Origin of the sequence: Streptomyces tubercidicus (assembly GCF_027497495.1) — a bacterium.
GTDB lineage: Bacteria > Actinomycetota > Actinomycetes > Streptomycetales > Streptomycetaceae > Streptomyces > Streptomyces tubercidicus.
Genome location: NZ_CP114205.1, coordinates 5,632,154 through 5,653,657, shown reverse-complemented (window position 1 = coordinate 5,653,657; position 21,504 = coordinate 5,632,154). Strand labels below are relative to the sequence as shown.

Sequence of the window (21,504 nt, the reverse complement as noted above, 5' to 3'; positions counted from 1 at the left end):
GTGCGCGACCCTTCGCTGCGCAGGTCAGCCGCCCTGTTCCGGGCCTTTCTCCGGGAGCGGACCGACCCCGGACACTGCTACCGGCTGCTCGCCCGGGACGCCGCCGACCAGGTCGAACGGTATGTGCCGCTGCGGGGCGCAGTGGTCGCCGATGTCGGCGGCGGCAGCGGCTACTTCACCGCGGAGTTCCGCCGCCGCGGCGCCCGGTGCTGGCTCTTCGAGCCCGATCCGGCGGAGCTGACCGCGCACGGCCCGCCCCCGGAGGGCGCGGTGCTCGCCGACGGCTATCTGCTGCCGCTAGCCGACGGCGCCGTCGACCTCTGCTTCTCCTCCAACGTCCTGGAGCATGTCGCCGACCCGCAGACCTTCCTGAGCGAGATGATCCGGGTCACCCGCCCCGGTGGACTGATCTACGTCGCCTTCACCAACTGGTTCTCCCCCTGGGGCGGCCATGAGACCGCTCCCTGGCACTACGTGGGCGCCGCGCGGGCCCGCGCCCACTACCGGCGGCGCACCGGCCACCCGGCCAAACACACCCTGGGCGTCAACCTGTTCGCCGTGCACATCGGCCCCACCCTGCGCCAGGTACGGGCCCGCGACGACATCGCCCTCGTCACCGCCCGCTCCCGCTATGCGCCGTTCCTCGCCGAGGCCATCCCCCGCCTCCCGGGCGTCCGGGAGTTCGCCACCTGGAACCTCCTCCTCATCCTCCGGCGGTTGCCATGACCCAGACCTTGAGGCCGTTCCCGTCCCCCGGATCGCCCGACGCCGGAGGACGCCCGACGCCCGCCCCCGCCCCGCCGCCCGGCCAACCCCGGTGCAGACGCTGGCTGTTCGCGTTCTGGGCGCTCGCCCTGGCCGGGTTCCTCGCGCCCGCGCCGGGGAAGATGACGTTCGAGACCAAGCTGGGCGTGACCACCGACCCGTGGAAGTTCCTCGCGGACCTCGGGCAGCTGTGGCACGACCGGGCGGGCCTCGGCGGCATCGCCGACCAGTACATCGGCTATGCCTTCCCCACGCTCCCCTACTACGGCCTGGCCGATCTCGCCCACGTGCCGGTGTGGCTGGCCGAGCGGCTGTGGATGTCGCTGATCGTCACGGCGGCGTTCTGGGGTGCGCTGCGGCTCGCCGAACGGCTCCGCGTCGGCACCGGGCCGGCCCGGCTCCTGGCCGCCGCCTGTTACGCCCTGTGGCCGACGTTCACCCTCGTCATCGGCTCCACCTCCGCCGCCGCGCTGCCCGGCGCGCTGCTGCCGTGGGTGCTGCTGCCGCTGACCAACGCGCGGGTCAGCGCACGTATCGCGGCCACCCGCTCGGCGCTGCTGATCCCCTTCATGGGCGGGGTCAACGCGGCCTCGACGCTGGCTTCGCTGCTGCCCGTCGGCCTGTATCTGCTGTCCCGTACGGGGCCACGCCGGGCGAGGCTGCTCGCCTGGTGGCTGCCCGGTGTCGTGCTGGCCACCGCCTGGTGGGTGGTGCCGCTGCTGCTGCTCGGCCTGCACGGCGAGAACTTCATGCCGTTCATCGAGCAGGCCGACACCACCACCGGCACCATGTCCGCCACCGAACTGCTGCGCGGCGCCGGCAACTGGGTCGGCTACCTCCGCTTCGGCGAGCCCTGGCTGCCGGCCGGCTGGACCCTGACGGCCCACCCCGTCGCGGTGCTCGGCTCGGCGCTGGCCGCGGCGCTCGGCCTGGCCGGGCTGGCCCGCCGGGATCTGCCCGAGCGCCGCTGGCTGCTGCTGACCGGGCTGGCCGTGGCGCTGATCGCGCTGGCCGGGTACGGCGGCACGCTGGGCGGGCCGCTGCACGGCCTGTGGCAGGACTGGCTCAACGGCTGGCTGCGCCCGTTCCGCAACATCTACAAATTCACCCCGGGCCTGGCCCTGGCCCTCACCCTGGGCCTGGCACATCTGCTCGCGGTCGCCACCGAACGCCGCGGCACCCGCCGGATCCCCGCCCGCCGCCGCCTCCCGCTGGTCACGGCGCTCCTCGTGCTGCCCGCCCTCGCGCTGCCCTTCCTCACCGGCACCGTCCTCCAGTCCGGCGCCTTCACCAAACTTCCCGCCTCCTGGGAACGGGCCGCGGCCTGGCTGCACCAGCACTCCCCGCACAGCCGGGCGCTGGTCGTCCCCGCGACCGCGCACGGCATCTACACCTGGGGCTCACCCATCGACGAGCCGCTCGACGTCCTCGCCACCTCCCCCTGGACACAGCGCGACTTCGTCCCGTTCGGCACCCCGGGCGCCCGCCGCACCCTGGACGCCGTCGAACAGGCGCTGCTGACCGGCTCCGAAGTCCCCGGACTGCGCGACTACCTGGGCCGGGCCGGCCTGCACCACATCGTCGTACGCAACGACCTCGACCCGGACCAGATCGGCTACGTCCCGCCGCAGACCGTCAAACGCACCCTCCAGGCGTCCGGCTACCGCAAGGTGGCCGCCTTCGGGCCGCTCACCACCGGCGGCCGGATCCCCTCCGGGGCACCCCTCCAGGTCCAGGGCCTCTATCCGCGCCAGCGCGCCGTCGAGATCTACCGACCGCGGGACACCACCGAGCCCGGCCCGGTCACCACCCGGGCCGTCGCCGACACCGCACAGCTCAGCGGCGGCCCCGAAGCCCTCCTCCAGCTGTCCGCCGACCCGTCGCTGCGGCACCGCGCCACCGTGCTGACCGGCGACCGCCACCCCGGCCTCGGCACCCCGCCGCTCCAGCTGACCGCCGACGGACTGCGCCGCGCCGACACCCGCTTCGGGCTGGTCAACAGCAACACCTCGTACACCTACACCGCCGGTGAGCGGAACCCTCCCGACAGCGTCCAGGACCCCGGCCGCCCGCCCCGGCAGATCCTGCCGACCACCGGCCCCGGCCACCAGACCACCGCCGTCCTCCGCGGCGCCTCCTCGGTCACCGCGTCCACCAGCGGCAACTGGCTCTTCCACCTGCCGCAGTACGACCCGGTCAACGCCTTCGACGGCGACCCCGACACCGCCTGGGCGGAGGGCAGCACCGGCGACCCCGTGGGCCAGTGGGTCCGGATCGCCTTCAACCGGCCCGTCACCCTCCCCTCCGCCCTGTCCCTGACTCCCCTGCCCGGGGACGGGCTGCGCGCCGCCCCGACCTCCGTACGGGTACAGACCGACCGGGGCAGTACGGAGGACACCCTGCGCCCCGACGGGACACCGCAGCGGGTCAAGGCCCCGCCCGGCCGGACGAGTTGGCTGAAGGTGACGATCCTCGGCTCCCAGACACCACGGGCCGGACTCTCCGGCTCCGGATTCCGGGAGATCTCCGTCCCCGGCGTCCAGGTCACCCGGCTGCTGCAACTCCCCACCGACGCCGGGCGTTCCGACGCCCCCGCCGAGATCATCTCGCTGCACCGCGGCAGCGACCCCGGCGGCCTCTCCCCGGTCTCCGCGGAATCCGGGCTGCACCGCCAGTTCCACACCGGCGCCGCCGCCCCCTACGGGATCTCCGGGCAGGCCCTGGCCGTTCCCGGCCCCGAACTCGACCAGCTCCTGGACCGCCTCGCACCGGGCCACCGCAACCGGATCACCGCCACCGCCGACTCCACCGCCTTCGGCTTCGGCCCCTCGCTCAGCCCCCGCAACCTCGTCGACGGCGATCTGACCACCGCCTGGATCGCCGGGGACCGGCCCACCGTGCATCTGCGCTGGCCCGGCCGGAAGAAGATCGACCAGATCGTGCTGGCCGGGGCCGGCGGTCTCGCCACCCGTCCGGAACAGATCCTGGTCAACTCGCCGGACGGGGCGGCCACCGCGGGCGTCGACGAGAACGGCCAGGCCCGCTTCGACCCGATCACCACCGACCGCCTCGACATCACCATCAGCAAGGTCAAACCCCTGACCCTGCACAACCCGGTAGCCGGCCGGCCACTCCAACTCCCGGTCGGCCTCAGCGAGATCCACCTCCCCGCACTCGACTCCTACCGCACCCCACGCCCCGCCGCCGACGCCCGCTTCTCCCTCGGCTGCGGCCAGGGCCCGATGCTCGCCGTCGACGGCGTCCTGCACGCCACCAAGGCCGCCGGGTATGTCCGCGACCTCACGGAACGCCGCCCGGTGCAAGTACGGCTGTGCGCCGGACCGGCCCGCGACGGGCGGCTGGAACTGCCGTCGGGGCGCCATCGGGTGGAGGCCGGGGGACAGGGGCCGTTGGGGTTGGTGGGGGTTACGTTGCGGCGGGGGGACGGGGCGGGGCCGGGTGCCGCGGGTGGCGGACCGGCCCAGGAGGCCGCCGGACCGGCCCAGGAGTCCGCCGGACCGGCGCAGGAGACCGCCGCGCCGGTGCGGAAGGTCTCCGCCGAGGACTGGTCGGGGGACCGCCGCAGCGTCGCGGTCGGCGCCGGCCGGGCCGTCTACCTCCAGATGCACGAGAACGCCAACGACGGCTGGCAGGCCACCCTCAACGGCCGTCGGCTGACCCCGCTCCGGATCGACGGCTGGCAACAGTCCTTCCTCATCCCGGCCGGAGCAGGCGGGACCGTCGAGCTCTCCTACGCCCCTGCCATCGCCTACGACCTGGGACTGGTCGGCGGTGCCCTCGGCGTCGCGCTCCTGCTCGTCTCCGCCCTCGTCCGCCGCTCCCCCCGCACCCCGCCGCCCGCAGCGCTGCCCCCACCCGCCCCGTCCTGGGTCCTGGGCGTCCTGGCACTGACCGCGGTGCTGGCCCTGGCCTCCGGCCCCTACGCCCTGATCGTGCCGGCCCTGGCGCTGGTGGCGCACTTCCGGCCACAACTCCTCGTCCCGCTGGCCCTGGTGGCGATGGTGGGCGCCGGAGTCGTCGCGGCCCTCGGAGCGGGCGAGCCCCATGCCGCGGGCGAGGGCGCCTTCAGCGGCACCGCACAGGCCCTGGCGCTGCTCGCGCTGACGGCGGCGGTGGTCACCGTGCCGGGCGGCCGGGCAGCGCGGCAGCCGGCGTCCGGGGAGGGGCCGGGGATGGGTGCGGATGGGGCGGAGCCGGGGATGGGTGCGGATGGGGCGGAGCCGGGGGCGGATGCGTACGGGGCGGGGAGAGGGTCAACCGGGCTGTCCGGGCTGTCCGGGCTGTCCGGGCGGCCTGGAACGCCTGGACCGTCCGGGCCGTCCGGGTCGTCCGGGTCGTCCGCACCGGTTGACCCGCCTGGCGCGCACGCCCCGTCCGCGCCACCGCCGCTTCCGCGCAGGGCGCAGAGCCGTGATGGCGGTCCGGCCGCTGTCGGACGTCCCATCGTGGCCCGGGGACCGGCACCGGGCCCCGGCCCGAACTGGGCAGAGCGGCACCGGTCCCGGTCGAGCGGGCCCGTACGGCCGACCGGCAGCGGGCCCGTCACGCCGACCGACAACAGCGGGGAGGGCACCACCCGATGACCGCACTCCAGCCAGCCCGGCCAGAACCACCCGACAAGCGGGGCGAACCACCCGACGCCCCGTCCGAGCTCTCCCCCGCCCCCTCCCCCTCTCCCCCTTCGGGGGAGGGGGCGGGGGGTGGGTTCGGGGGTGGGGGGAGCCAGACCCCCAGCGGAAACCAGCCCCACGGCAGGAGCCAGCGCCCCAACGTGAGCCAGCCCCACGGCAGAAGCCAACCCCACGACGGACGCCAGCCCTCCAACAGAACCCAACCCCCCACCGAAACCCAACCCCCCGCCATCACCCTCGCCCGCGTCCCCTTCCCCACCGTGGACGAGATCTCCCGCCACTGTCTGGACGACAGCCAGCCGGAGACCGTGCACATCGAAGTGCACCTCCCCGGCCGGGTCGACCCGGCCAGGCTCCGCACCGCGTTCCACCGGGCGCTCGCCCGCCATCCGCGCATCCTGATGCGCCAGGCGCCGGTCCGCTGGTGGCACCGCCACTACACCTGGCAGCTCACCGCCGCCCCGGACGTGGACCCGGTCGACTTCCCGCCGCCCGGCCCCGAGGCGCTGGCCCGCGCCCGGCGACGCGCGCTCGACGCCTGCCCGCCGCTGGACGCCTCGCCGCCCGTACGGCTGGAGGTGATCGAGGAGGCGGGCGGCGGCACCGTACTGCTCCTCACCGTCCATCACACCGCTCTGGACGGGCCGGCCTGTCTGCGGGTGCTGGCCACCGCCGCCGCGCTGTACGGCGGTGCCGACAGCGCCCCTGGCCCGTCCCCCGTACGCGCCGCCGGCCCCGGTACGGAACGCCCGCAGGCCGACGACCGGCCGGCGGCGGGACAGCGCTTCTCCCGACCGGCCCGTATAGCCGCCGCCCCCAGCCGCACTCCACACGGAGACCGGTCCGGCCACGGCGGCCGACCCGGCCGCAGCACCCGGCCCGAACACGACGACCGGTCCAAACACGACGCCCGCCCCGGCCACAACGCCCGGCCCGCACACGACGCCCCGCCCGGCCACGGCACCCCGCCCGGCAACGGCATGCTCCTGACCAACCTGCCCATCCCACCCCGCCCACCACGCGCTCCCGGCCAAGCAGCGCCCTACACCGTCAACGACCAACTCCTGGTCGCCACCTGGCTGATGATCGCCCGCTGGAACCGCCTGAACGCCCCGACCGGCCCCCACGGCGCCCCCTCCCCGTCCACCTCCCCCATCACCATCACCATGCCCGTCGACGACCGGCCGCGCGGCGCCGACATGCCCATCGGCAACGGCACCCGGCTGCTGACGGTCGGGTTCGGCCCCGAGGAGCGGCGGGATGCCGGGCCGCTCACCGCCGATCCGCCCGAACCGGACGCGGTGGCCCGGCTGCTGCGGCGCACCGCCGCCCGTACCCGCGCTCTCAAGGCCGCACCTCCGGGACGTCAACTAGGGGTTCCCACAACGCTGTTGACCGCCCCCGTCCTCCCGGTCATGCTGCGCGGCGCGGTCACCCGCGCGCTGCGCACCGCCGCCGCGCCCTGGACCTCCACCACCCTGCTGTCCAACATCGGCCGGATCCCGTACCCGCTGGACTTCGGGGACGCCGGGCGGCCGACCGCGGTGTGGTTCTCCGCACCGGCCAGGATGCCGCGCGGTCTCACCGTCACCACGGCCTCCGTGGCGGACCGGATCCAGGTGGCGCTGCGCTGGTCCCCGGCCCTCCTGGACGACGCGGCCGGCGCCCGGCTCGGCGATCTGTTCCGCTCCTCCCTGGCCGCCACCGCCTGGACCCCGACCCCGGCCGACGGAGCGGCCCGATGACCCGGCCCCCGGCCGCGCTGCGGGACTTCTACGAGAACCCCGCCGTGCCGGTCGCGTCCGGCGCCGCCCGCAGCCGACGGCAGGCCCGGCTCCTGGCGGCTGCCCTCGGGCCCGTACGCGGCGGGGCACCGGCCGCCACCATCCTGGACATCGGCTGCGGCGACGGCTCGGCGGCGGCCATCGCGGCGGAGCTGCTCGCCGGTCACCGGCTGATCGGCGTCGACTGGTCACAGGACGCCCTGCGGCGCGCCCGGACCCGGATCCCCTGTGCGGTGCGCGGCGAACTCACCGGCGGCGGGCTGCCGTTCGCGGCGGGCTCCGCCGACGCCGTCCTCTTCAGCGAGGTCATCGAGCATCTCGTCGACCCCGACGCCGCCCTGGACGAGCTGCGCCGGGTGCTGCGCCCGGGCGGCCATCTGATGCTCTCCACCCCCAACCTCGCCGCCTGGTACAACCGCGGGCTGCTGCTCGCCGGGGTCCAGCCCGTCTTCTCGGAGGTGAGCATGCGCCGGATCCACGGCCGGCCCGGCACCCAGGTAGTCGGCCATTTGCGGCTCTACACGGCCCGTGCCCTGCGCGGTTTCCTCAGGGCGTCCGGCTTCGAGGTCGTACGGATCGCCGGTGCGCCGTATCACGATGTGCCGCGGCCGCTGCGCCCCCTGGACCGCGCCGCCTGCCGCGTCCCGTCGCTGGCTTCGATCCTGCTCGCGCATGCCCGCCGGGCAGGGGAGTAGCGCGGTGCCGTGGTGGGGCGTGGCGTCCGCGCTGCTCGCCAACGTCCTGTACAGCACCGGCTTCGTGCTGGAGAAACGCGCACTGGCCGGGCTGCCCGCGCTGAGCACCCGGCAGCCCGTAAGGGTCGTCGTACGGCTGCTGTCCAGCCCGCTGTGGCTGGCCGGGTCGCTCGCCCTGGCGGCCGGTTTCGCCGCCCAGCTCGCCGTCTACCGGACCCTGCCGCTCGCCGCCGCCCAGGGCCTGTTCGTCTCGGGCCTGGTCCTCTTGCTGCTGCTGTCCTCGGTGGTGCTGGGCGAGCGGACCAGCGGCCGGGAGCGGCAGGGCATGGTGGCGATCCTGGTCGCGCTGGCGATGGTCATCGCCTCCCTCCAGGGCGAGGACGCACGGGCCGTGGCCCGCACCGCACCGCCCGCCACGCTGCTGCTGATCGCGGTGCCGTCGCTGGCCGCCGGGCTGCTGCTGTACGGCTCGGCGGAACGGCGTGCCCGGCGCCGCCACCGGCGGCCGACGGCGGGTGTCCCCTACGGGGTGGCGGTCGGCCTCCTCTACGGGGTCAGTTCGCTGGCCATCAAGGGCGTCGCCGGGCTGCTGACGCCCGACGACCTCCCGGCCGCCGCCGGCCGGCTGCTCCGCTCGCCCTACCCGTACCTCCTGCTGGTCACCGGGGCCGCCGGTCTGGTGCTGTCCCAGACCGCCCTGCAGCGCTGCCGGGCCTCCCTGATCGTCCCCGTCTGCACCACCGTGACCTGCGTGTTCACCGTCGTCTGCGGCACCGTGGCGTTCGGTGAGCCACTGCCCGCCGATCCACTGCGGCGGGCGCTGCGGCTGGGCGGCACCGCCGTCGCCGTGGTGGTGCTGCTCGCACTGCCCCGCCATGATCCGCCCGCCCCCACGTCCCCCGCGTCCCCCACCCGAACCCCGGAGCCGCTCCATGAAGGCCGATGACCCGCTGCTGACGATCCTGGTCTGCCCCCTCGACAAGGGCCCGCTGTCGCTGCTCGCCCCCGGTGACGCCCTCTACAACCCCCGGCTGCGCCGCCGCTATCCGATCCTCGACGGCATCCCCCAACTCCTGCCCTCCTCCGGCGAACAGCTCACCGACGCCGAGCATCTGCGCGCGCTGCGCCGGCTCACGGACCGGGAACCGGGCTCGTGACACTCGCCGCGCGGCTGGCGCCCCGGCTGCCGGGCCGGCTGGTGTCGGCGCTGGCGGCGGGGCTCTATCCGCGCTTCGAACCGGAGCTGCGGCGGCTCCCCGACTTCTGCCCGCCCGGCGGCACGGCCGTCGACATCGGCGGGTGGTACGGCCCGTGGACCCGGCGGCTGGCCCGCCGCGCCGACCGGGTAGTCACCCTCGAACCGGTGCCCCACCTTGCCCGTCTACTCGCCTCGGTCACTCCCCCGCATGTCGAGGTGGTGTCCGCCGCGGCCACCGACCACACGGGCCGCGCCACCCTCTGGCTGCCCCCGGGCGGCCGCGGCGACCGCGGGGTCTCCTCGCTCGTACGCCGTGAGCTGCACGCCGCCGCCCTGGAGGTGCCCTGTCTCCCGCTGGACGCGCTGGGGCTGGCGTCCGTCACCCTCATCAAGATCGACGCGGAGGGTGCGGAGCTGGCGGTGCTGCGCGGCGCCGCCCGCACCGTCGAACGCCAATTCCCGGCACTGTTCGTGGAGTTGGAGACCCGCATCCAGCCGCTCGGGTCCGTACTGGACTGGACGGCCGCCCGTGGCTACCGCGGCTGGGTCCTGCCGCGCGACCGCTGGCTGCCGCTGGACGGTTTCGATCTGCCCGCCCATCAGTCCCGCACCTGTCATGTCGCCGAGCACGGGCTGCTGCGCCGCTCCCTCGCCCCGCACCGTCGCTACGTCAACTCCGTACTCTTCCTCCCCTACGGGGAGCGCCCCGGACCTTACGGGAAGCGCCCCGCCCCCTACGGGCAGCGCCCCGCACGCCCCGCGGACCGCCCCGTCCACCACCATGTCCCTCATGGACCACACCACGGACAATGATCCGCCCGGCGGCCCCGGCACCCCCTACGGGCTGCCCGGACCGGTCGCCTTCCAGGTCGTCCTGCTGCGCCGGATGGCCGACCACCACCCCGGCCTGGTCGAGGACGCGCTGCGCACCCTGGGCGTCTCCCGTGCCGAGATGCGCGAGGCCAACCGCCGCTGGCAGGCGCGGATGCATGCCCCGCGAGCGCCCGGCGGGATCCAGCCGTATCGTGCGCTGCTCGGCGCCCCCGAAACCGTCACCGCCCGCCGTATCGGTGATCTCCGCTGTGAGGCCCTGACCTGGCCGGTTCCGCTCTGGCCCGAGCTGCGGTTCGAGGTCCTCACCGGTGCCCGGGGCGCCGTCTGGAACGCCTGGCTCGTCCGGGCACCCGGCGCCACCGCCCCTGACCTGCGCAGCACCGCCGATCTGCGGCCCTGGTCCTGCACCGTTGACGAGGTCGCGCACGCCTTCGCCCCGGCCCGCCCCAAGGAGGGCAGCGCACCCACCCGCTGGCAGCTGGTCTGCACCGCGCCCGGCCCCGACGGCACCCCGCAGGAGATCGTCCCCGAGTTCACCTGGGGGCTGTACCAGCGACTGACCGGCTGAGGGCCCGCCGCCCCGCCCGCTCCGCGCCGTATCACCCCTTCGCCGCAACCGCCCCGCCCCCGTCCCCCGAGCGGACCTTTCCAGCGGGCGGCGCCCTCCGCACGACCGGAGGATGGCGCACGAGCGGTCCTTGCGAACCGGCCGCGCGACCGCTCCGCCCATACCGGCCCATCGGGGAGGAATCACCCATGACCATCAGCCTCGCCCAATTGCGGCGCTGTTCGGCCGCCATCGACATCGGCGCGGCCCGGACCAGGGTGTATGTGAAGCACCAGGGGCTGGTCGTCGACGAACCGACCGTCGCCGCCATCAACACCCGCAGCGGGGCGCTGCTGGCGGTCGGCGCCCAGGCCGAGGTGATGGACGGCCGCACCCCGGACTACATCCGGGTGGTGCGCCCGGTCTCCAACGGCACCATCGTCGATATCGACATGGCCCAGCGGCTGCTGCGGACCCTGGTCGGCGACAGGCTGCGCAAGTCCTGGCGGCGCCGGCCGGCGATGCGGGCCGCGGTCTGTCTCCCGTACGGCAGTGAGCCGCTGGCACAGCGGGCGGCCGTGGAGACACTCACCGGGCTCGGTGCGCGGCGGGTGGAGCTGGTCGACACCCTGGTCGCCGCCGCGGTGGGGTCCGGGCTTCCGGTGGAGCAGCCCGAGGCCACCATGATCGTGGTGTGTGGTGCCGGAACCACGCAGGTCGCGGTGCTCTCCCTCGGTTCGATCGTGTCCGCGGAGACCGTGCCGGTGGGCGGCAACGCCATCGACCACGCGGTCGTCCAGCATCTGCGGCTGCACCATGAGCTGATGCTGGCGGGGCAGGCCGTACGCCCGCTCCAGATGATCCTCTCCGGTGGCGACGGGGTCACCCCCGGCTCCACCGAGGTGCACGGCCGTGACGTGATCAGCGGAATGGCGCGCTCCGTGCATGTCGACACCGAGCGGGTACGGGACGCCATCACCACCCCGCTGACCTCGATCCTCGACGGCATCGGCGCCGTGCTGCGCCGCTGCCCGCCGGATCTGGTGGCCGACCTCGGGGAGCGCGGCATCGTGCTCGCGGGCGGCAGCGCCCTGATTCCCGGCCTGGAGCCCATGATCCACCAGGCCACGAACATGCCGGTGCACACCGCCGACCACCCCGACACCTGCGCCGTCATGGGGCTCGGCGCCATGATCGAGGGCAAGGTTCAGCCCCTGCACCTCGATCCGATGGACCCGTAGGGGGTCCAAGAAGGCCCGTAGGGGGTCCATGGGGGCCGGTAGGGGATGTCCCTTCGGTCCGTCGACCGAGGCCGGTGGGCTAATCCTCGACGCACTTGGGGTACTGCGAGCCCCGGTAGCAGTCGTGGTAGTCGTACTTGCTGACCCTGAACTTCGTCCCCTTGCCGTCCTTGCCCTCCTTGCCCTTCTTCGCGGGATCGACGACCAGGTAGAACTTCTTCCCGTCCTTGGTCTTGTCGGTGACCCGGCCCGCAGGGCCGTGGCCGAAGTCCTGCGCGCACCCGGCGAGTGCGAGGGCGGCGACCGCCACGAGGGCAGGGGCGAGGATAAGACGACGCATGTCATGCTCCGATCAAACTTTGCGTGCGCGCGCAGTCTAGAAGGCCGACTGCCCGGCAGCGCAGGCAGGTCTGATCAAGAAGACCCCCACGTCAGCACGGACCTCACCGGGCCTACCGCCTCCGGCACCGCCACCCGCCCCCGGCTCAGCGGTCCGGGTTCGCCCTTACGGGATTCGCCTTACGGGATTCGCCCCTACGGGGCCCGCCCCCACACACTCCGCGCGTCAACTCCGCGCGTTCCAAGCGACCACCGCGGGCCGACCATGCTCCGTCCCCAGCACGCCGACCGCCCCGGTCTCGAAGGTGAAGAGCCCCCCGGCGGCGGGCGGCAGCCCGAGCCGGCGGGCGGCCAGCACCCGCAGGAAGTGCGCATGCGCCACCAGCGCCACATCGCCCTCATCGGCGGCGAGCTGTGCCGCGAGCCGCGCCAGCACCCGGTCGGCACGCGCCCCGACCTGCTCGGGCGTTTCGCCCGGATGCTCCGCGGGCCCCTCGGCCACACCGTCGGAGAACAGATACCAGCCGGGCCGGCTGCGGTGAATCTCGGCGGTGGCGATGCCCTCATACCCGCCGTAGTCCCACTCCCGCAGGTCGGCGTCGATCTGCGGGCGGGCGAGGCCCGCCAGCTCGGCGGTGCGCAGCGCCCGCTGCATCGGGCTGGCGTACACCGGCCCGATCTTCCGGTCCGACAGCAGCGGCCGCAGTGCGCGGGCCTGCTCCTCACCGGTGGCGGTCAGCGGCAGATCGGTCCAGCTGGTGTGCCGGCCGTCCCTGCTCCACTCGGTCTCGCCGTGCCGGACCAGAAGGAGGTCGCTCACGAGCCCTGCGCCTGCTGTCCCTGCTCAGCCTCGGCCTGCTCGCTCTGCTGGGCCTCGGCGACCGACGCCCGGACCTCGTCCATGTCCAGCGCACGGGCCTGGCCGATGACGTCCTCCAGGGCCTCCGCGGGCAGCGCGCCGGGCTGCGCGAAGACCGCGATGTTCTCCCGGACGATCATGACGGTCGGGATGGACTGGATCTGCAGCGCCTGCGCCAGCTCGGGCTGCGCCTCGGTGTCGACCTTGGCGAAGACCAGGTCCTCGTGCGTCTCGGAGGACTTCTCGAAGACCGGGCCGAACTGCTTGCAGGGCCCGCACCACTCGGCCCAGAAGTCGATCAGAACGAAATCGTTGCCGGAGACGATCTCGTCGAAGTTTTCCTTGGTGAGCTCGATGGTGCTCATGCGTGCTTCCCTGCTTCCGGTCTGTCGACGATTGTCAGTCGGTCTCCGGCGGCGTTAACGGGATCAACCCGTGACGTATTCCGCACGCCGGACCGTCCCGCACCCCTGCCCACCGATCGCCTTCCTAGACATCCGGATTCACGTGGCAAACCCCACGCCACCCGGCCGGCCGACGCGGCCCCCGGCGACCGCGCCCCGGCGGTGCTCGCTGTGCGCACTCGCGGGCTCGTCAGCTCTTCGCCTTGCCGTAGTCCTTGGCCATCTCACCTGCGAAGTCGTACAGGATGCACTGTTCGTCCCCGACGACCCAGGCGTCATGACCGGCCGGCAGGACGAAGACATCGCCGGGCCCCACCTCGGACTCCGCGCCGTCATTCATCCTGATCCGCATCCGGCCCTGGACCACGAAGCAGTTGTGGTGGACCTCGCAGCTGTCGGTCCCGGCGATGGGCCGCAGCGACTCCGACCAGCGCCAGCCGGGCTCGAAGGTGGCCACGGCGAAGTCCAGCCCGGTGAGGTGCAGGGCTTCGAGGTGACCCCGGGGAAAGTCGCGCCGTTCATCCGGCTTGTCTACCGTCTTGACTTCCATCATGAGGGGTTCCTCCATCCGCCCCCCTGCTCATCCGTGCACACCCCCCGGTCCTTCCATGGTGCGCCGCGACCGGGCGCCCGGCCACCGCGTCCGGCGGGCCGCCCCGCCGGACGTTCCCCAGCGTTCAGCGGCCGGATGTCGCCCGGGAGGCGCCGTGGCACGCGGTCGCCGCACCCGGCGGCTAGCATCCCGACAAGACCGCCAAGAACGGAGCAAACTTCTGTGCGTCATTTGCGCGTAGGCGTCGCCATCTTGACCATGGGGAACCGTCCCGCCGCGCTGCGGGCGCTGCTGGACTCGGTCGCCAAGCAGGACCTCCAGCCGGCCCACATCGTGGTCATCGGAAACGGTTCCCCGCTCCCCGCGCTGCCGCACGGCGCCGTCGGCGTCGAGCTGAGCGAGAACCTGGGAGTCTCCGGTGGCCGCAATGTCGCCCTGGACGAGCTGCGCAAGCTCGGGGATGTCGACCTGGTGGTCGACCTGGACGACGACGGCCTGCTGATCAGCCCGGACGTCTTCAGCCGGCTGGCGGAACTGCACACACGCGACCCGCAGTTGGGGATCGTGAGCTTCCGCATCGCCGACGAACGGGGCCGCACCCAGCGCCGCCATGTCCCCCGCCTGCGGGCCGGCGACCCGGCACGCGGCGGTCCGGTCACCACCTTCCTGGGCGGCGGGCACTCCCTCTCCGTACCGATGCTGGACCGGATCGGCGGCTGGCCCGACGACTTCTTCTACGCCCACGAGGAGACCGACCTGGCCTGGCGGGCCCTGGACGACGGCTGGCACATCCGCTACGCCCCGGAGCTCGTGCTCCAGCACCCGTACACCTCACCCACCCGGCACGCCGTCTACCACCGCATGGTCGCCAGAAACCGCGTCTGGCTGGCCAGGCGGCACCTCCCCGCGGTCCTGGTTCCGCTCTACCTCGGCGTCTGGGCCGTACTGACGGCCGTCCGCAGCCCCTCGGCAGCGGGCCTGCGCGCCTGGGCCGCCGGTTTCGCCGAGGGAGTACGCACCCCCTGCGGCCGCCGCCGTCCGCTGCGCTGGCGCACGGTGTGGCGGATGACCCGACTGGGCCGCCCGCCGGTCATCTAACGGAACATCACCCGAGGGACCCGCCGCCCAGCTAGCAGATACGGGTCCGTCACCCCGCCCGGAGAGGCGAGCCGTTCCCTGTCCCACCCGGCACGCCGGGCACCGGCCTGATACGCGCTCTCATAGAAGCCGAGCACCGCCGCACGGGGATCCGCCGCGGCGCGGACCTCGTCGTACGGCAGCAGCGCCAAGTGGCTGGCCCCGCGATCGGCCCACCGCGCCGCCGCGGGCTCCAACGGCTCCTCGGCCAGCCCCGCGGGCTCAGGGGCGGTATAGGAGTAGAACGCCGGCGCACGGAAAGTGTCATCACCGAACCAGAACCCGAAACTGATGACCTCCCGGGAGTACGCCTCCCGGGTCACCGAGTCGACCCGACCGGGCTGATCGATATGCCGGTCGGAGAACCGGGTGTGCGCGATATCGAAGGTATGCCAGAAGTGATGCACCGGACTGACCTTCCCCGAATACCCCGCGGCGAATTCCTCCAGCACCGCCGCCACCTGGCTGAGCACCCGCCAGTAGCGATTGACGTACTGCGGATCGTACGCCGAATGCTCGGTGTCCTCAGCGAACGGCCGCCCCGCATCGGGCAGATCAAACGGCCTCGGAATAGCAAGCCGCACCCGGATCCCCAGCCCGTCCAGCGCCCCCATCAGGCTCTCGTAAAAACCCGCCACCGACCGCCCGGCCAACGGAAAGGACACCACCCGGCCGTCCAGCACCGACACGACCAGCTGATGTCCCACGAAATCGAAGTCGATCGCAAAGAGCGGGTTCCCATCCAGCTGCCCCATCGGCCGAGTGGTGATGCCCCGCCCCGTCAGATGAAACGGCACATTCCACCAGTGATTACGCCGCGCACTGGCAGCCAGCCGCACCTTCCCCACCACCTGCGCAAACCGATGGACCGTCTCTTTACTGTCCCGCCACTCCTCATAAGGAATCGCCGGAAACAACTCCATCGCCCTCACCTTCCCAGCGTGCAAAGGAACACGACCTCTACCTGTCGCCTTCGTCTCAGCCGTCCTCGAACACAAAGAGCGGCTTGGCGCCGTGCGCGGGTGCTTCGGCGAACGCGACGGCCTCAGCGAAGCGTTCGAGCGGGAACGGCTCGCCCCGGGGAATGCTCAGCACTTCATCAGCGACGAGACCGCGCACCTCGGACAGCGCACGCAGCGCATCCGCAGGTGAGACGGTGCCGAACCAGCGGTTCAGCCAGAAGCCACGGACCGCTTTGGTCTCGTAGATGACCGAGCGTGCCTGCAGCGGAATCGTCAGCGCTGCCGGGTCGGTCTGCCGATGGGTGGAGAGCGCGCCGTAGACCACGACCACCCCTCCCGGAGCCAATGCCTGGGATACCTGGGCACCCACCTCGCCCGCGACACAATCGGTGGCCTTACGCACACCGGCGGACCCTGCGATCTCGGCCACACGCTGCACCAAATCCTCGTCCTCAGTGCAAATGACCTCGTCCCCACCCAACGCTTTGATCTCCTCAACGGCAGAGCGCCGCCGCACGACATTGATCGTGCGCATACCCAGATGCCTGGCCAGCTGAATGACGAGCCGGCCGACAGTGGAGCCCGCGGCCGTCTGCAACACCCATTCACCCGGCTGTACGTCGAGTTCGCGAGTCACCAAAAGCAGCGCGGTCAACGGGTTGACGGCGAGCTGGCAGGCGCTGGAGTCGCTCAGATGATCGGGGACCGGAAGCAGCCTTCGCGTATCGGCGACACGATATTGCTGCCACGTACCGGCCACCTGCGGCCCGGGTACCGCCGGAACGGCAACGGCCACCACACGCTCGCCGACCTTCAGCCCCTCGGTATCCGGCCCCAGGGCCTCAATACGGCCCACGCATTCCATGTGACCCCCGACAGCGGGAAATTCGGGAGAGAATCCGTAGCGGCCACGGAGCACGTGCAGATCACTGGCGTGAATCGGAGTCGCCTTCACACGGATCAACGCCTGACCGGCTTCCGGCGTGGGAACAGGACGGGATTCCAGCCGCAGGACATCGGCCGGCTCGCCAACCTTTCCGGCTACGAGCGCGCGCATGGATTGTGGCATGAGCGACCTTCCGTCTCTCAGCGCCCGACAAACTCGGCGAGCGGCCTGCTGCGCTCCGTACCGGGCGCAGGCCCTCCTGACTCCGCCCCCGCACCACACCCGCGAGCCCCTGGAGCCCCTGGCGCCCCCAACATCACGCTAAGCGCCCCTGACAGGCTCTGCAATCCAGCCTCCGGCGGCTGCGGGGGAGGCCGAGCTGGGCTACCTGTTCCTGCCGGAGGCGTGGGGATACGGATACGCCGCCGAGGCGTGCGCAGCGCCACGCGACTGGTTCGCCGACGCGCTTCCCGGCGAACCAGTGGTGCTCGCCGCCCAGACCGCCAACGTCCCCTCGATGCGCCTCGCGGCGAGGCTGGGCTTCATCGAGGTAGAGCGGTTTCAGGCCTACGGCGCCGAGCAGTGGTTCGGCATGTGGTCCTCGGTCACGCGGGGTCGGGCCCGGACCGAGGCAGGATGAAGGTTGGCCGCTTCGACAGGGGCTGGGAGTTCAAGCCTGTGTCGTGTGGCGGTCCGGCTCTGCGGGGGCCTCCCCGGAGGGAGGTCCCCGCAGGTCACCTGGATGCCGTGCGGTGGGGCGGGTGGGACTCGAACCCACGGCCGACGGATTATGAGTCCGCTGCTCTAACCGGCTGAGCTACCGCCCCCCACGGCGCGTCGCGCACATTTGTGCGCGCCGTCTGCCGCAGCATAGCCGCTCATACGATCTGCTGCCCGTGTGGGCTGCCGTCGGGCGACCTCGCACGCCCAAGAGGACTTCGATCACGGGTCGTTCGGTTCCCGCGCACAAGAAAAAGGACCCCTCGCGGGGTCCTCTTCTCTCTGCTCCCCCGACTGGACTCGAACCAGTAACCCTCCGGTTAACAGCCGAATGCTCTGCCAATTGAGCTACAGGGGACCGAGCTCCCCCGACTGGACTCGAACCAGTAACCTGCCGGTTAACAGCCGGCTGCTCTGCCAATTGAGCTACAGGGGATTGCTCTGTGTGCCTCGAATGCACCGCTGCCCGGTCTTCCGGACGGCGCGCGCTCGCTGCGACACATACATTAGCGCAAGCAGGGGGGTGCTCCGCCAATCGGTATCGCCTCAGGTCACCTCGGGTGATCTCCGGCCCCGGAGGGTAGGCGCGCGGCACAGCCCGGCACTCCGGTGCGTACCGGCACCGGACGGGACCGATGAGAGGAAAGGTGGAGCGATGCGCTACCGGCTCACGTTCATCGCGGGACTGGCCACGGGGTATGTGCTCGGCTCACGGGCCGGCCGGGAACGGTACGAGCAGCTGCGCAAGGCCGCCCAGCGGGTCTCCCAGAACCCCGCGGTCCGGAACACCGCCGAGTCGGCCGCGCTGACCGGGCGCGAGGCGGCGTCGAAGGCGTTCGGGACGGTATCGGCCAAGGTCGGGGACCGGCTGCCGGCCTCCGTCACCGACCGGGTCCGCTCGCTGCGCGAGCAGCGCGATTCCGACGAGGACGACTGGGGCACCAGCAATACCTGAGGCGGGACCCTCCCGGGTAAACCCTGAGGCTGTCCCTATGCGTCGTATGGGGCATCATCTGGGGCCATGGGGATAGTCGCCGGATTGGACAGTTCGTCCGAGAGCACGCGCATCGTCGTCTGCGATGCGGACACGGGTGCCGTCGTCAGGCAGGGGTATGCGCCGCACCCCGTCGAAAAGGGGCATGAGGTCGATCCACAGGCGTGGCTGATCTCGCTCGGTGAGGCGGCGGGCGGCGGGCTGCTCGAAGGGGTGCAGGCCATCGGCGTCGCCGCGCAGCCGCACGGGCTGCTGCCGCTGGACGTCGAGGGCAATCTCGTACGGCCCGCCCTGGTCGGCAATGACAAGCGGGCGCAGAGTGCGGCGGCGGATCTGATCGACTCGCTCGGCGGGCGTACCGCGTGGGCGCAGGCCGTCGGAGCGGTGCCGCAGGCGACCCATGCGGTGACCAAGCTGCGCTGGCTGGCGCGTACGGAGCCGGCGCACGCGGCGCGGATCGCGGAGGTCATGCAGCCGCACGACTGGCTGGCGTGGCAGCTGCTGGGGCGGCCCGCGCGGCGGACGACGGACCGGGGCGGGGCCTCGGCGACGGGTTTCTGGTCGGCGGCGACCGAGTCGTACCGGCCGGACCTGGTGGAGCTGGCGCTGGGCCATCAGGTGCGGCTGCCGGAGCTGCTGAGCCCGTCGGGGACGGCGGGCTTCACCCCGGAAGGGTTGCTGATCTCGGCCGGTACGGGCGAGACGATGGCCGCCGCCTTCGGGCTCGGCGTCGGGGAGGGCGACGCGGTGATCTCGCTGGGCGCCTCGGGGTCGGTGTTCGGGATTCATCACGAGGCCCTGGTGGACCCGAGCGGCACGATCACCACGTTCGCGGACGCGACCGGGCGGTATCTGCCGGTGGTGCACACCAGCAACGCGGTACGGGTGCTGCGCGGTGCCGCGGAGATGCTGGGGACGGATCTCGCGGGCCTGTCCGAGCTGGCGATGAACTCCTCGCCCGGTGCGTACGGCATGGTGCTGCTGCCCTATCTGGAGGGCGAGCGGACCCCGCATCTGCCGCATACCGCGGGGTCGTTGCACGGGATGCGGCGGGACAGCATGAAGCCGGAGCATCTGGCGCGGGCGGCCGTGGAGGGCATGCTCTGCGGGCTCGCGGACGCGCTGGATGTGCTGCGCGGGCGGGGCATGGCGGTGCGCCGGGTGTTCCTGCTGGGCGCGGCGGCGGAGCTGTTCGCGGTGCAGGCGGTGGCGCCGGCGCTGTTCGGGGTGCCGGTCGTGGTGCCGCAGCCGGCGGAGTACGCGGCGCTGGGCGCGGCCCGGCAGGCGGCCTGGGCGTGGGGAGTGGCACACGGCACGCTCGGCCCGGCCGGCGGTGCGGAGTCCGGAGCGGGCGGCGGGTCCGCCTGGGTCGATCCCCCGCAGTGGCCGGCCGCCGCGAGCCAGATCTTCGAGCCGGGTGAGGAGCTGGCGGTCGGCCAGGCCGTGCGCCAGCAGTACGCGGCGGTGCGCGATGAGAGCTATCCGGGGGCGTTGCAGCGGGAGGGGTGACGTACCGGGTGGGCGGGGGTGCCAGGCGTATGGGCCGGGCCCGGCGGGCTCAGTCGAGGTAGCCGCGGAGCTGGTCGGCGAAGGCGTGATCGCGGAGCTTGTTGAGGGTTTTGGACTCGATCTGCCGTATCCGTTCGCGGGTGACGCCGAAGATCCGGCCGATCTCCTCCAGGGTGCGGGGGCGGCCGTCGGCGAGGCCGTAGCGGAGCTGGACGACCTTGCGTTCGCGCTCGCCGAGGGTGGACAGCACCGCGTCGAGATGCTCGCGGAGCAGCAGGAACGCGGCGGATTCGACGGGTGAGGCGGCGTCGCCGTCCTCGATGAGATCGCCGAGGGCGACGTCCTCCTCCTCGCCGACGGGGGCGTGCAGCGAGACCGGCTCCTGGGCCAGCCGCAGCACCTCGCTGACGCGTTGCCCGGTCAGATCGAGGTGGGCGGCGACCTCCTCGGGTGTCGGTTCGTAGCCGCGCTCCTGGAGCATCCGGCGCTGGACCCGCACCACGCGGTTGATCAGCTCGACGACATGCACCGGGACGCGGATGGTGCGGGCCTGGTCGGCGAGGGCGCGGGACATCGCCTGGCGGATCCACCAGGTGGCGTAGGTGGAGAACTTGTAGCCGCGGGCGTAGTCGAACTTCTCGACGGCACGGATCAGTCCGAGGTTGCCCTCCTGGACGAGGTCGAGCATGGTCAGCCCGCGGCCGACGTAGCGTTTGGCGACGGAGACCACCAGACGCAGATTGGCCTCGATCAGGCGGCGCTTAGCCATCCGGCCCAGGACCACCAACTTGTCGAGATCGAAGGCGAGTTGGGAGGAGATGTCGGGGGCATGGGTGAGCTTCTCCTCGGCGAAGAGACCGGCCTCGACCCGGCGGGCGAGTTCCACTTCCTCGGCGGCGGTGAGCAGCGGGATCCGGCCGATCTCGCGGAGGTACTGGCGGAAGAGGTCGGAGGACGGGCCGGCCGCCTCGGGGCGCGGTGCCGGCTCCGGGGTGATCTCCTCGACGATCATCTCGGCGGCGGGTGGTTCGGCCTGCTGCGGCACGGTGAGCGGCTCCGCGCCGGGCTCCGTATCGGGTTCCGTGGCGGCCGGCGCGTCGGCGAGGGTCTGGGTCTGCACGGGGGCGACCTCCAGGGTGATCGCTGCTGAAGCGGCAGAAAGGTCGGGCGCGGATGCGGCCGAGCCGCCGTCCGTCCCGTACGTCATGAGCGGTTCCGCGGGGGATTCCGGTGCGGTGCGACCGGGCCCGCCGCGCACCGAGGACTCAGGCACCGCTTCTCAGTGTGGAGTACGACACACGCCCGCCACGAGGGGCGTGCGAGCACTTTTTGAGTCCGGTCCGTGACCGGACGGCTACCCCGGGGTGTTACGGGAGGGCGGGGGCGAGGCGGGTCCCCCGGCCGGAACGGGGCGGGTCCCGGCGG

Annotated in this window: 19 protein-coding genes, 3 tRNA genes and 1 pseudogene; 13 read left to right on the top strand and 10 right to left on the bottom strand. The window is 72.8% G+C overall.

The annotated features are described in order from the left end of the window. The 9 genes from STRTU_RS24575 to STRTU_RS24535 all read left to right on the top strand — a co-directional run bounded on the left by STRTU_RS24575 (window position 1) and on the right by STRTU_RS24535 (window position 11,716). Window positions 1-726, top strand: coding sequence for a class I SAM-dependent methyltransferase (locus tag STRTU_RS24575; RefSeq protein ID WP_159746213.1), 726 nt, complete (start codon window positions 1-3; stop codon window positions 724-726). Then, window positions 723-5,369, top strand: coding sequence for an alpha-(1->3)-arabinofuranosyltransferase domain-containing protein (locus tag STRTU_RS24570; protein ID WP_159746212.1), 4,647 nt, complete (start codon window positions 723-725; stop codon window positions 5,367-5,369). Before STRTU_RS24575 ends, STRTU_RS24570 begins: the two co-directional genes overlap by 4 nt. Before the next feature lie 308 nt (window positions 5,370-5,677). Beyond that, on the top strand, window positions 5,678-7,162 hold the full coding sequence (locus tag STRTU_RS24565) for a condensation protein (RefSeq protein ID WP_246241153.1): 1,485 nt from the start codon (window positions 5,678-5,680) through the stop codon (window positions 7,160-7,162). Beyond that, window positions 7,159-7,896: a class I SAM-dependent methyltransferase gene (locus tag STRTU_RS24560; protein ID WP_159746211.1), complete on the top strand. Its 738-nt coding sequence runs from the start codon at window positions 7,159-7,161 to the stop codon at window positions 7,894-7,896. Before STRTU_RS24565 ends, STRTU_RS24560 begins: the two co-directional genes overlap by 4 nt. Further along, window positions 7,874-8,842 carry a DMT family transporter gene (locus STRTU_RS24555; protein ID WP_246241150.1) on the top strand — a complete coding sequence of 323 codons (969 nt, stop codon included), beginning with the start codon at window positions 7,874-7,876 and terminating at the stop codon, window positions 8,840-8,842. The genes STRTU_RS24560 and STRTU_RS24555 overlap by 23 nt, the downstream gene beginning before the upstream one ends. Next, complete coding sequence (locus STRTU_RS24550) at window positions 8,829-9,053, top strand: Trm112 family protein (RefSeq protein ID WP_159746210.1); 225 nt, start codon at window positions 8,829-8,831, stop codon at window positions 9,051-9,053. The genes STRTU_RS24555 and STRTU_RS24550 overlap by 14 nt, the downstream gene beginning before the upstream one ends. Beyond that, window positions 9,050-9,907 carry an FkbM family methyltransferase gene (locus STRTU_RS24545; protein ID WP_159746209.1) on the top strand — a complete coding sequence of 286 codons (858 nt, stop codon included), beginning with the start codon at window positions 9,050-9,052 and terminating at the stop codon, window positions 9,905-9,907. Before STRTU_RS24550 ends, STRTU_RS24545 begins: the two co-directional genes overlap by 4 nt. Further along, window positions 9,885-10,496, top strand: a complete 612-nt coding sequence (locus STRTU_RS24540; protein ID WP_159746208.1) for a hypothetical protein — start codon at window positions 9,885-9,887, stop codon at window positions 10,494-10,496. The genes STRTU_RS24545 and STRTU_RS24540 overlap by 23 nt, the downstream gene beginning before the upstream one ends. 188 nt (window positions 10,497-10,684) lie before the next feature. Further along, window positions 10,685-11,716: a rod shape-determining protein gene (locus tag STRTU_RS24535; protein ID WP_159746207.1), complete on the top strand. Its 1,032-nt coding sequence runs from the start codon at window positions 10,685-10,687 to the stop codon at window positions 11,714-11,716. Between the two features lie 79 nt (window positions 11,717-11,795). Here STRTU_RS24535 and STRTU_RS24530 read toward each other — a convergent pair whose 3' ends face one another. The 4 genes from STRTU_RS24530 to STRTU_RS24515 form a co-directional block, all read right to left on the bottom strand. Continuing rightward, window positions 11,796-12,056: a hypothetical protein gene (locus STRTU_RS24530; RefSeq protein WP_159746206.1), complete on the bottom strand. Its 261-nt coding sequence runs from the start codon at window positions 12,054-12,056 to the stop codon at window positions 11,796-11,798. A 225-nt stretch (window positions 12,057-12,281) separates the two neighbouring features. Next, window positions 12,282-12,875, bottom strand: a complete 594-nt coding sequence (locus STRTU_RS24525) for a histidine phosphatase family protein (protein WP_159746205.1) — start codon at window positions 12,873-12,875, stop codon at window positions 12,282-12,284. After that, complete coding sequence (gene trxA / locus STRTU_RS24520) at window positions 12,872-13,279, bottom strand: thioredoxin (protein WP_159746204.1); 408 nt, start codon at window positions 13,277-13,279, stop codon at window positions 12,872-12,874. Before trxA ends, STRTU_RS24525 begins: the two co-directional genes overlap by 4 nt. 229 nt (window positions 13,280-13,508) lie before the next feature. After that, window positions 13,509-13,871, bottom strand: a complete 363-nt coding sequence (locus tag STRTU_RS24515; RefSeq protein ID WP_159746203.1) for a cupin domain-containing protein — start codon at window positions 13,869-13,871, stop codon at window positions 13,509-13,511. Between the two features lie 222 nt (window positions 13,872-14,093). On the opposite strand from STRTU_RS24515, the gene STRTU_RS24510 reads away from it, so the two are divergent. Continuing rightward, window positions 14,094-14,969, top strand: a complete 876-nt coding sequence (locus tag STRTU_RS24510; protein WP_159746202.1) for a glycosyltransferase family 2 protein — start codon at window positions 14,094-14,096, stop codon at window positions 14,967-14,969. On the opposite strand, the gene STRTU_RS24505 is transcribed toward STRTU_RS24510, so the two are convergent. Both STRTU_RS24505 and STRTU_RS24500 read right to left on the bottom strand, forming a co-directional pair. Next, window positions 14,966-15,931 carry a DUF5996 family protein gene (locus STRTU_RS24505; protein ID WP_159746201.1) on the bottom strand — a complete coding sequence of 322 codons (966 nt, stop codon included), beginning with the start codon at window positions 15,929-15,931 and terminating at the stop codon, window positions 14,966-14,968. The genes STRTU_RS24510 and STRTU_RS24505 overlap by 4 nt on opposite strands. 55 nt (window positions 15,932-15,986) lie before the next feature. Next, window positions 15,987-17,039 carry a zinc-dependent alcohol dehydrogenase family protein gene (locus tag STRTU_RS24500; RefSeq protein ID WP_269777386.1) on the bottom strand — a complete coding sequence of 351 codons (1,053 nt, stop codon included), beginning with the start codon at window positions 17,037-17,039 and terminating at the stop codon, window positions 15,987-15,989. A gap of 181 nt (window positions 17,040-17,220) precedes the next feature. On the opposite strand from STRTU_RS24500, the pseudogene STRTU_RS24495 reads away from it, so the two are divergent. Beyond that, window positions 17,221-17,496, top strand: a pseudogene (locus STRTU_RS24495) (GNAT family N-acetyltransferase); the annotation flags it as partial. A gap of 113 nt (window positions 17,497-17,609) precedes the next feature. On the opposite strand, the gene STRTU_RS24490 reads toward STRTU_RS24495, so the two are convergent. The 3 genes from STRTU_RS24490 to STRTU_RS24480 form a co-directional block, all read right to left on the bottom strand. Next, window positions 17,610-17,683: transfer RNA gene (locus STRTU_RS24490), tRNA-Ile, on the bottom strand. Window positions 17,684-17,861: 178 nt separating this feature from the next. Continuing rightward, window positions 17,862-17,934: transfer RNA gene (locus tag STRTU_RS24485), tRNA-Asn, on the bottom strand. Window positions 17,935-17,939: 5 nt separating this feature from the next. Then, window positions 17,940-18,012, bottom strand: a tRNA-Asn gene (locus tag STRTU_RS24480). A 219-nt stretch (window positions 18,013-18,231) separates the two neighbouring features. Here STRTU_RS24480 and STRTU_RS24475 point away from each other — a divergent pair. Further along, window positions 18,232-18,531 carry a YtxH domain-containing protein gene (locus STRTU_RS24475; RefSeq protein ID WP_159746198.1) on the top strand — a complete coding sequence of 100 codons (300 nt, stop codon included), beginning with the start codon at window positions 18,232-18,234 and terminating at the stop codon, window positions 18,529-18,531. A 66-nt stretch (window positions 18,532-18,597) separates the two neighbouring features. Further along, entirely contained in the window at window positions 18,598-20,079 is a 1,482-nt protein-coding gene (locus STRTU_RS24470; RefSeq protein ID WP_167539198.1) for an FGGY family carbohydrate kinase, read from the top strand. Between the two features lie 49 nt (window positions 20,080-20,128). Here the strand turns inward: STRTU_RS24470 and STRTU_RS24465 are convergent, their stop codons facing one another. Next, entirely contained in the window at window positions 20,129-21,352 is a 1,224-nt protein-coding gene (locus STRTU_RS24465; RefSeq protein ID WP_159746194.1) for an RNA polymerase sigma factor, read from the bottom strand. Between the last annotated feature and the right edge of the window lie 152 nt (window positions 21,353-21,504).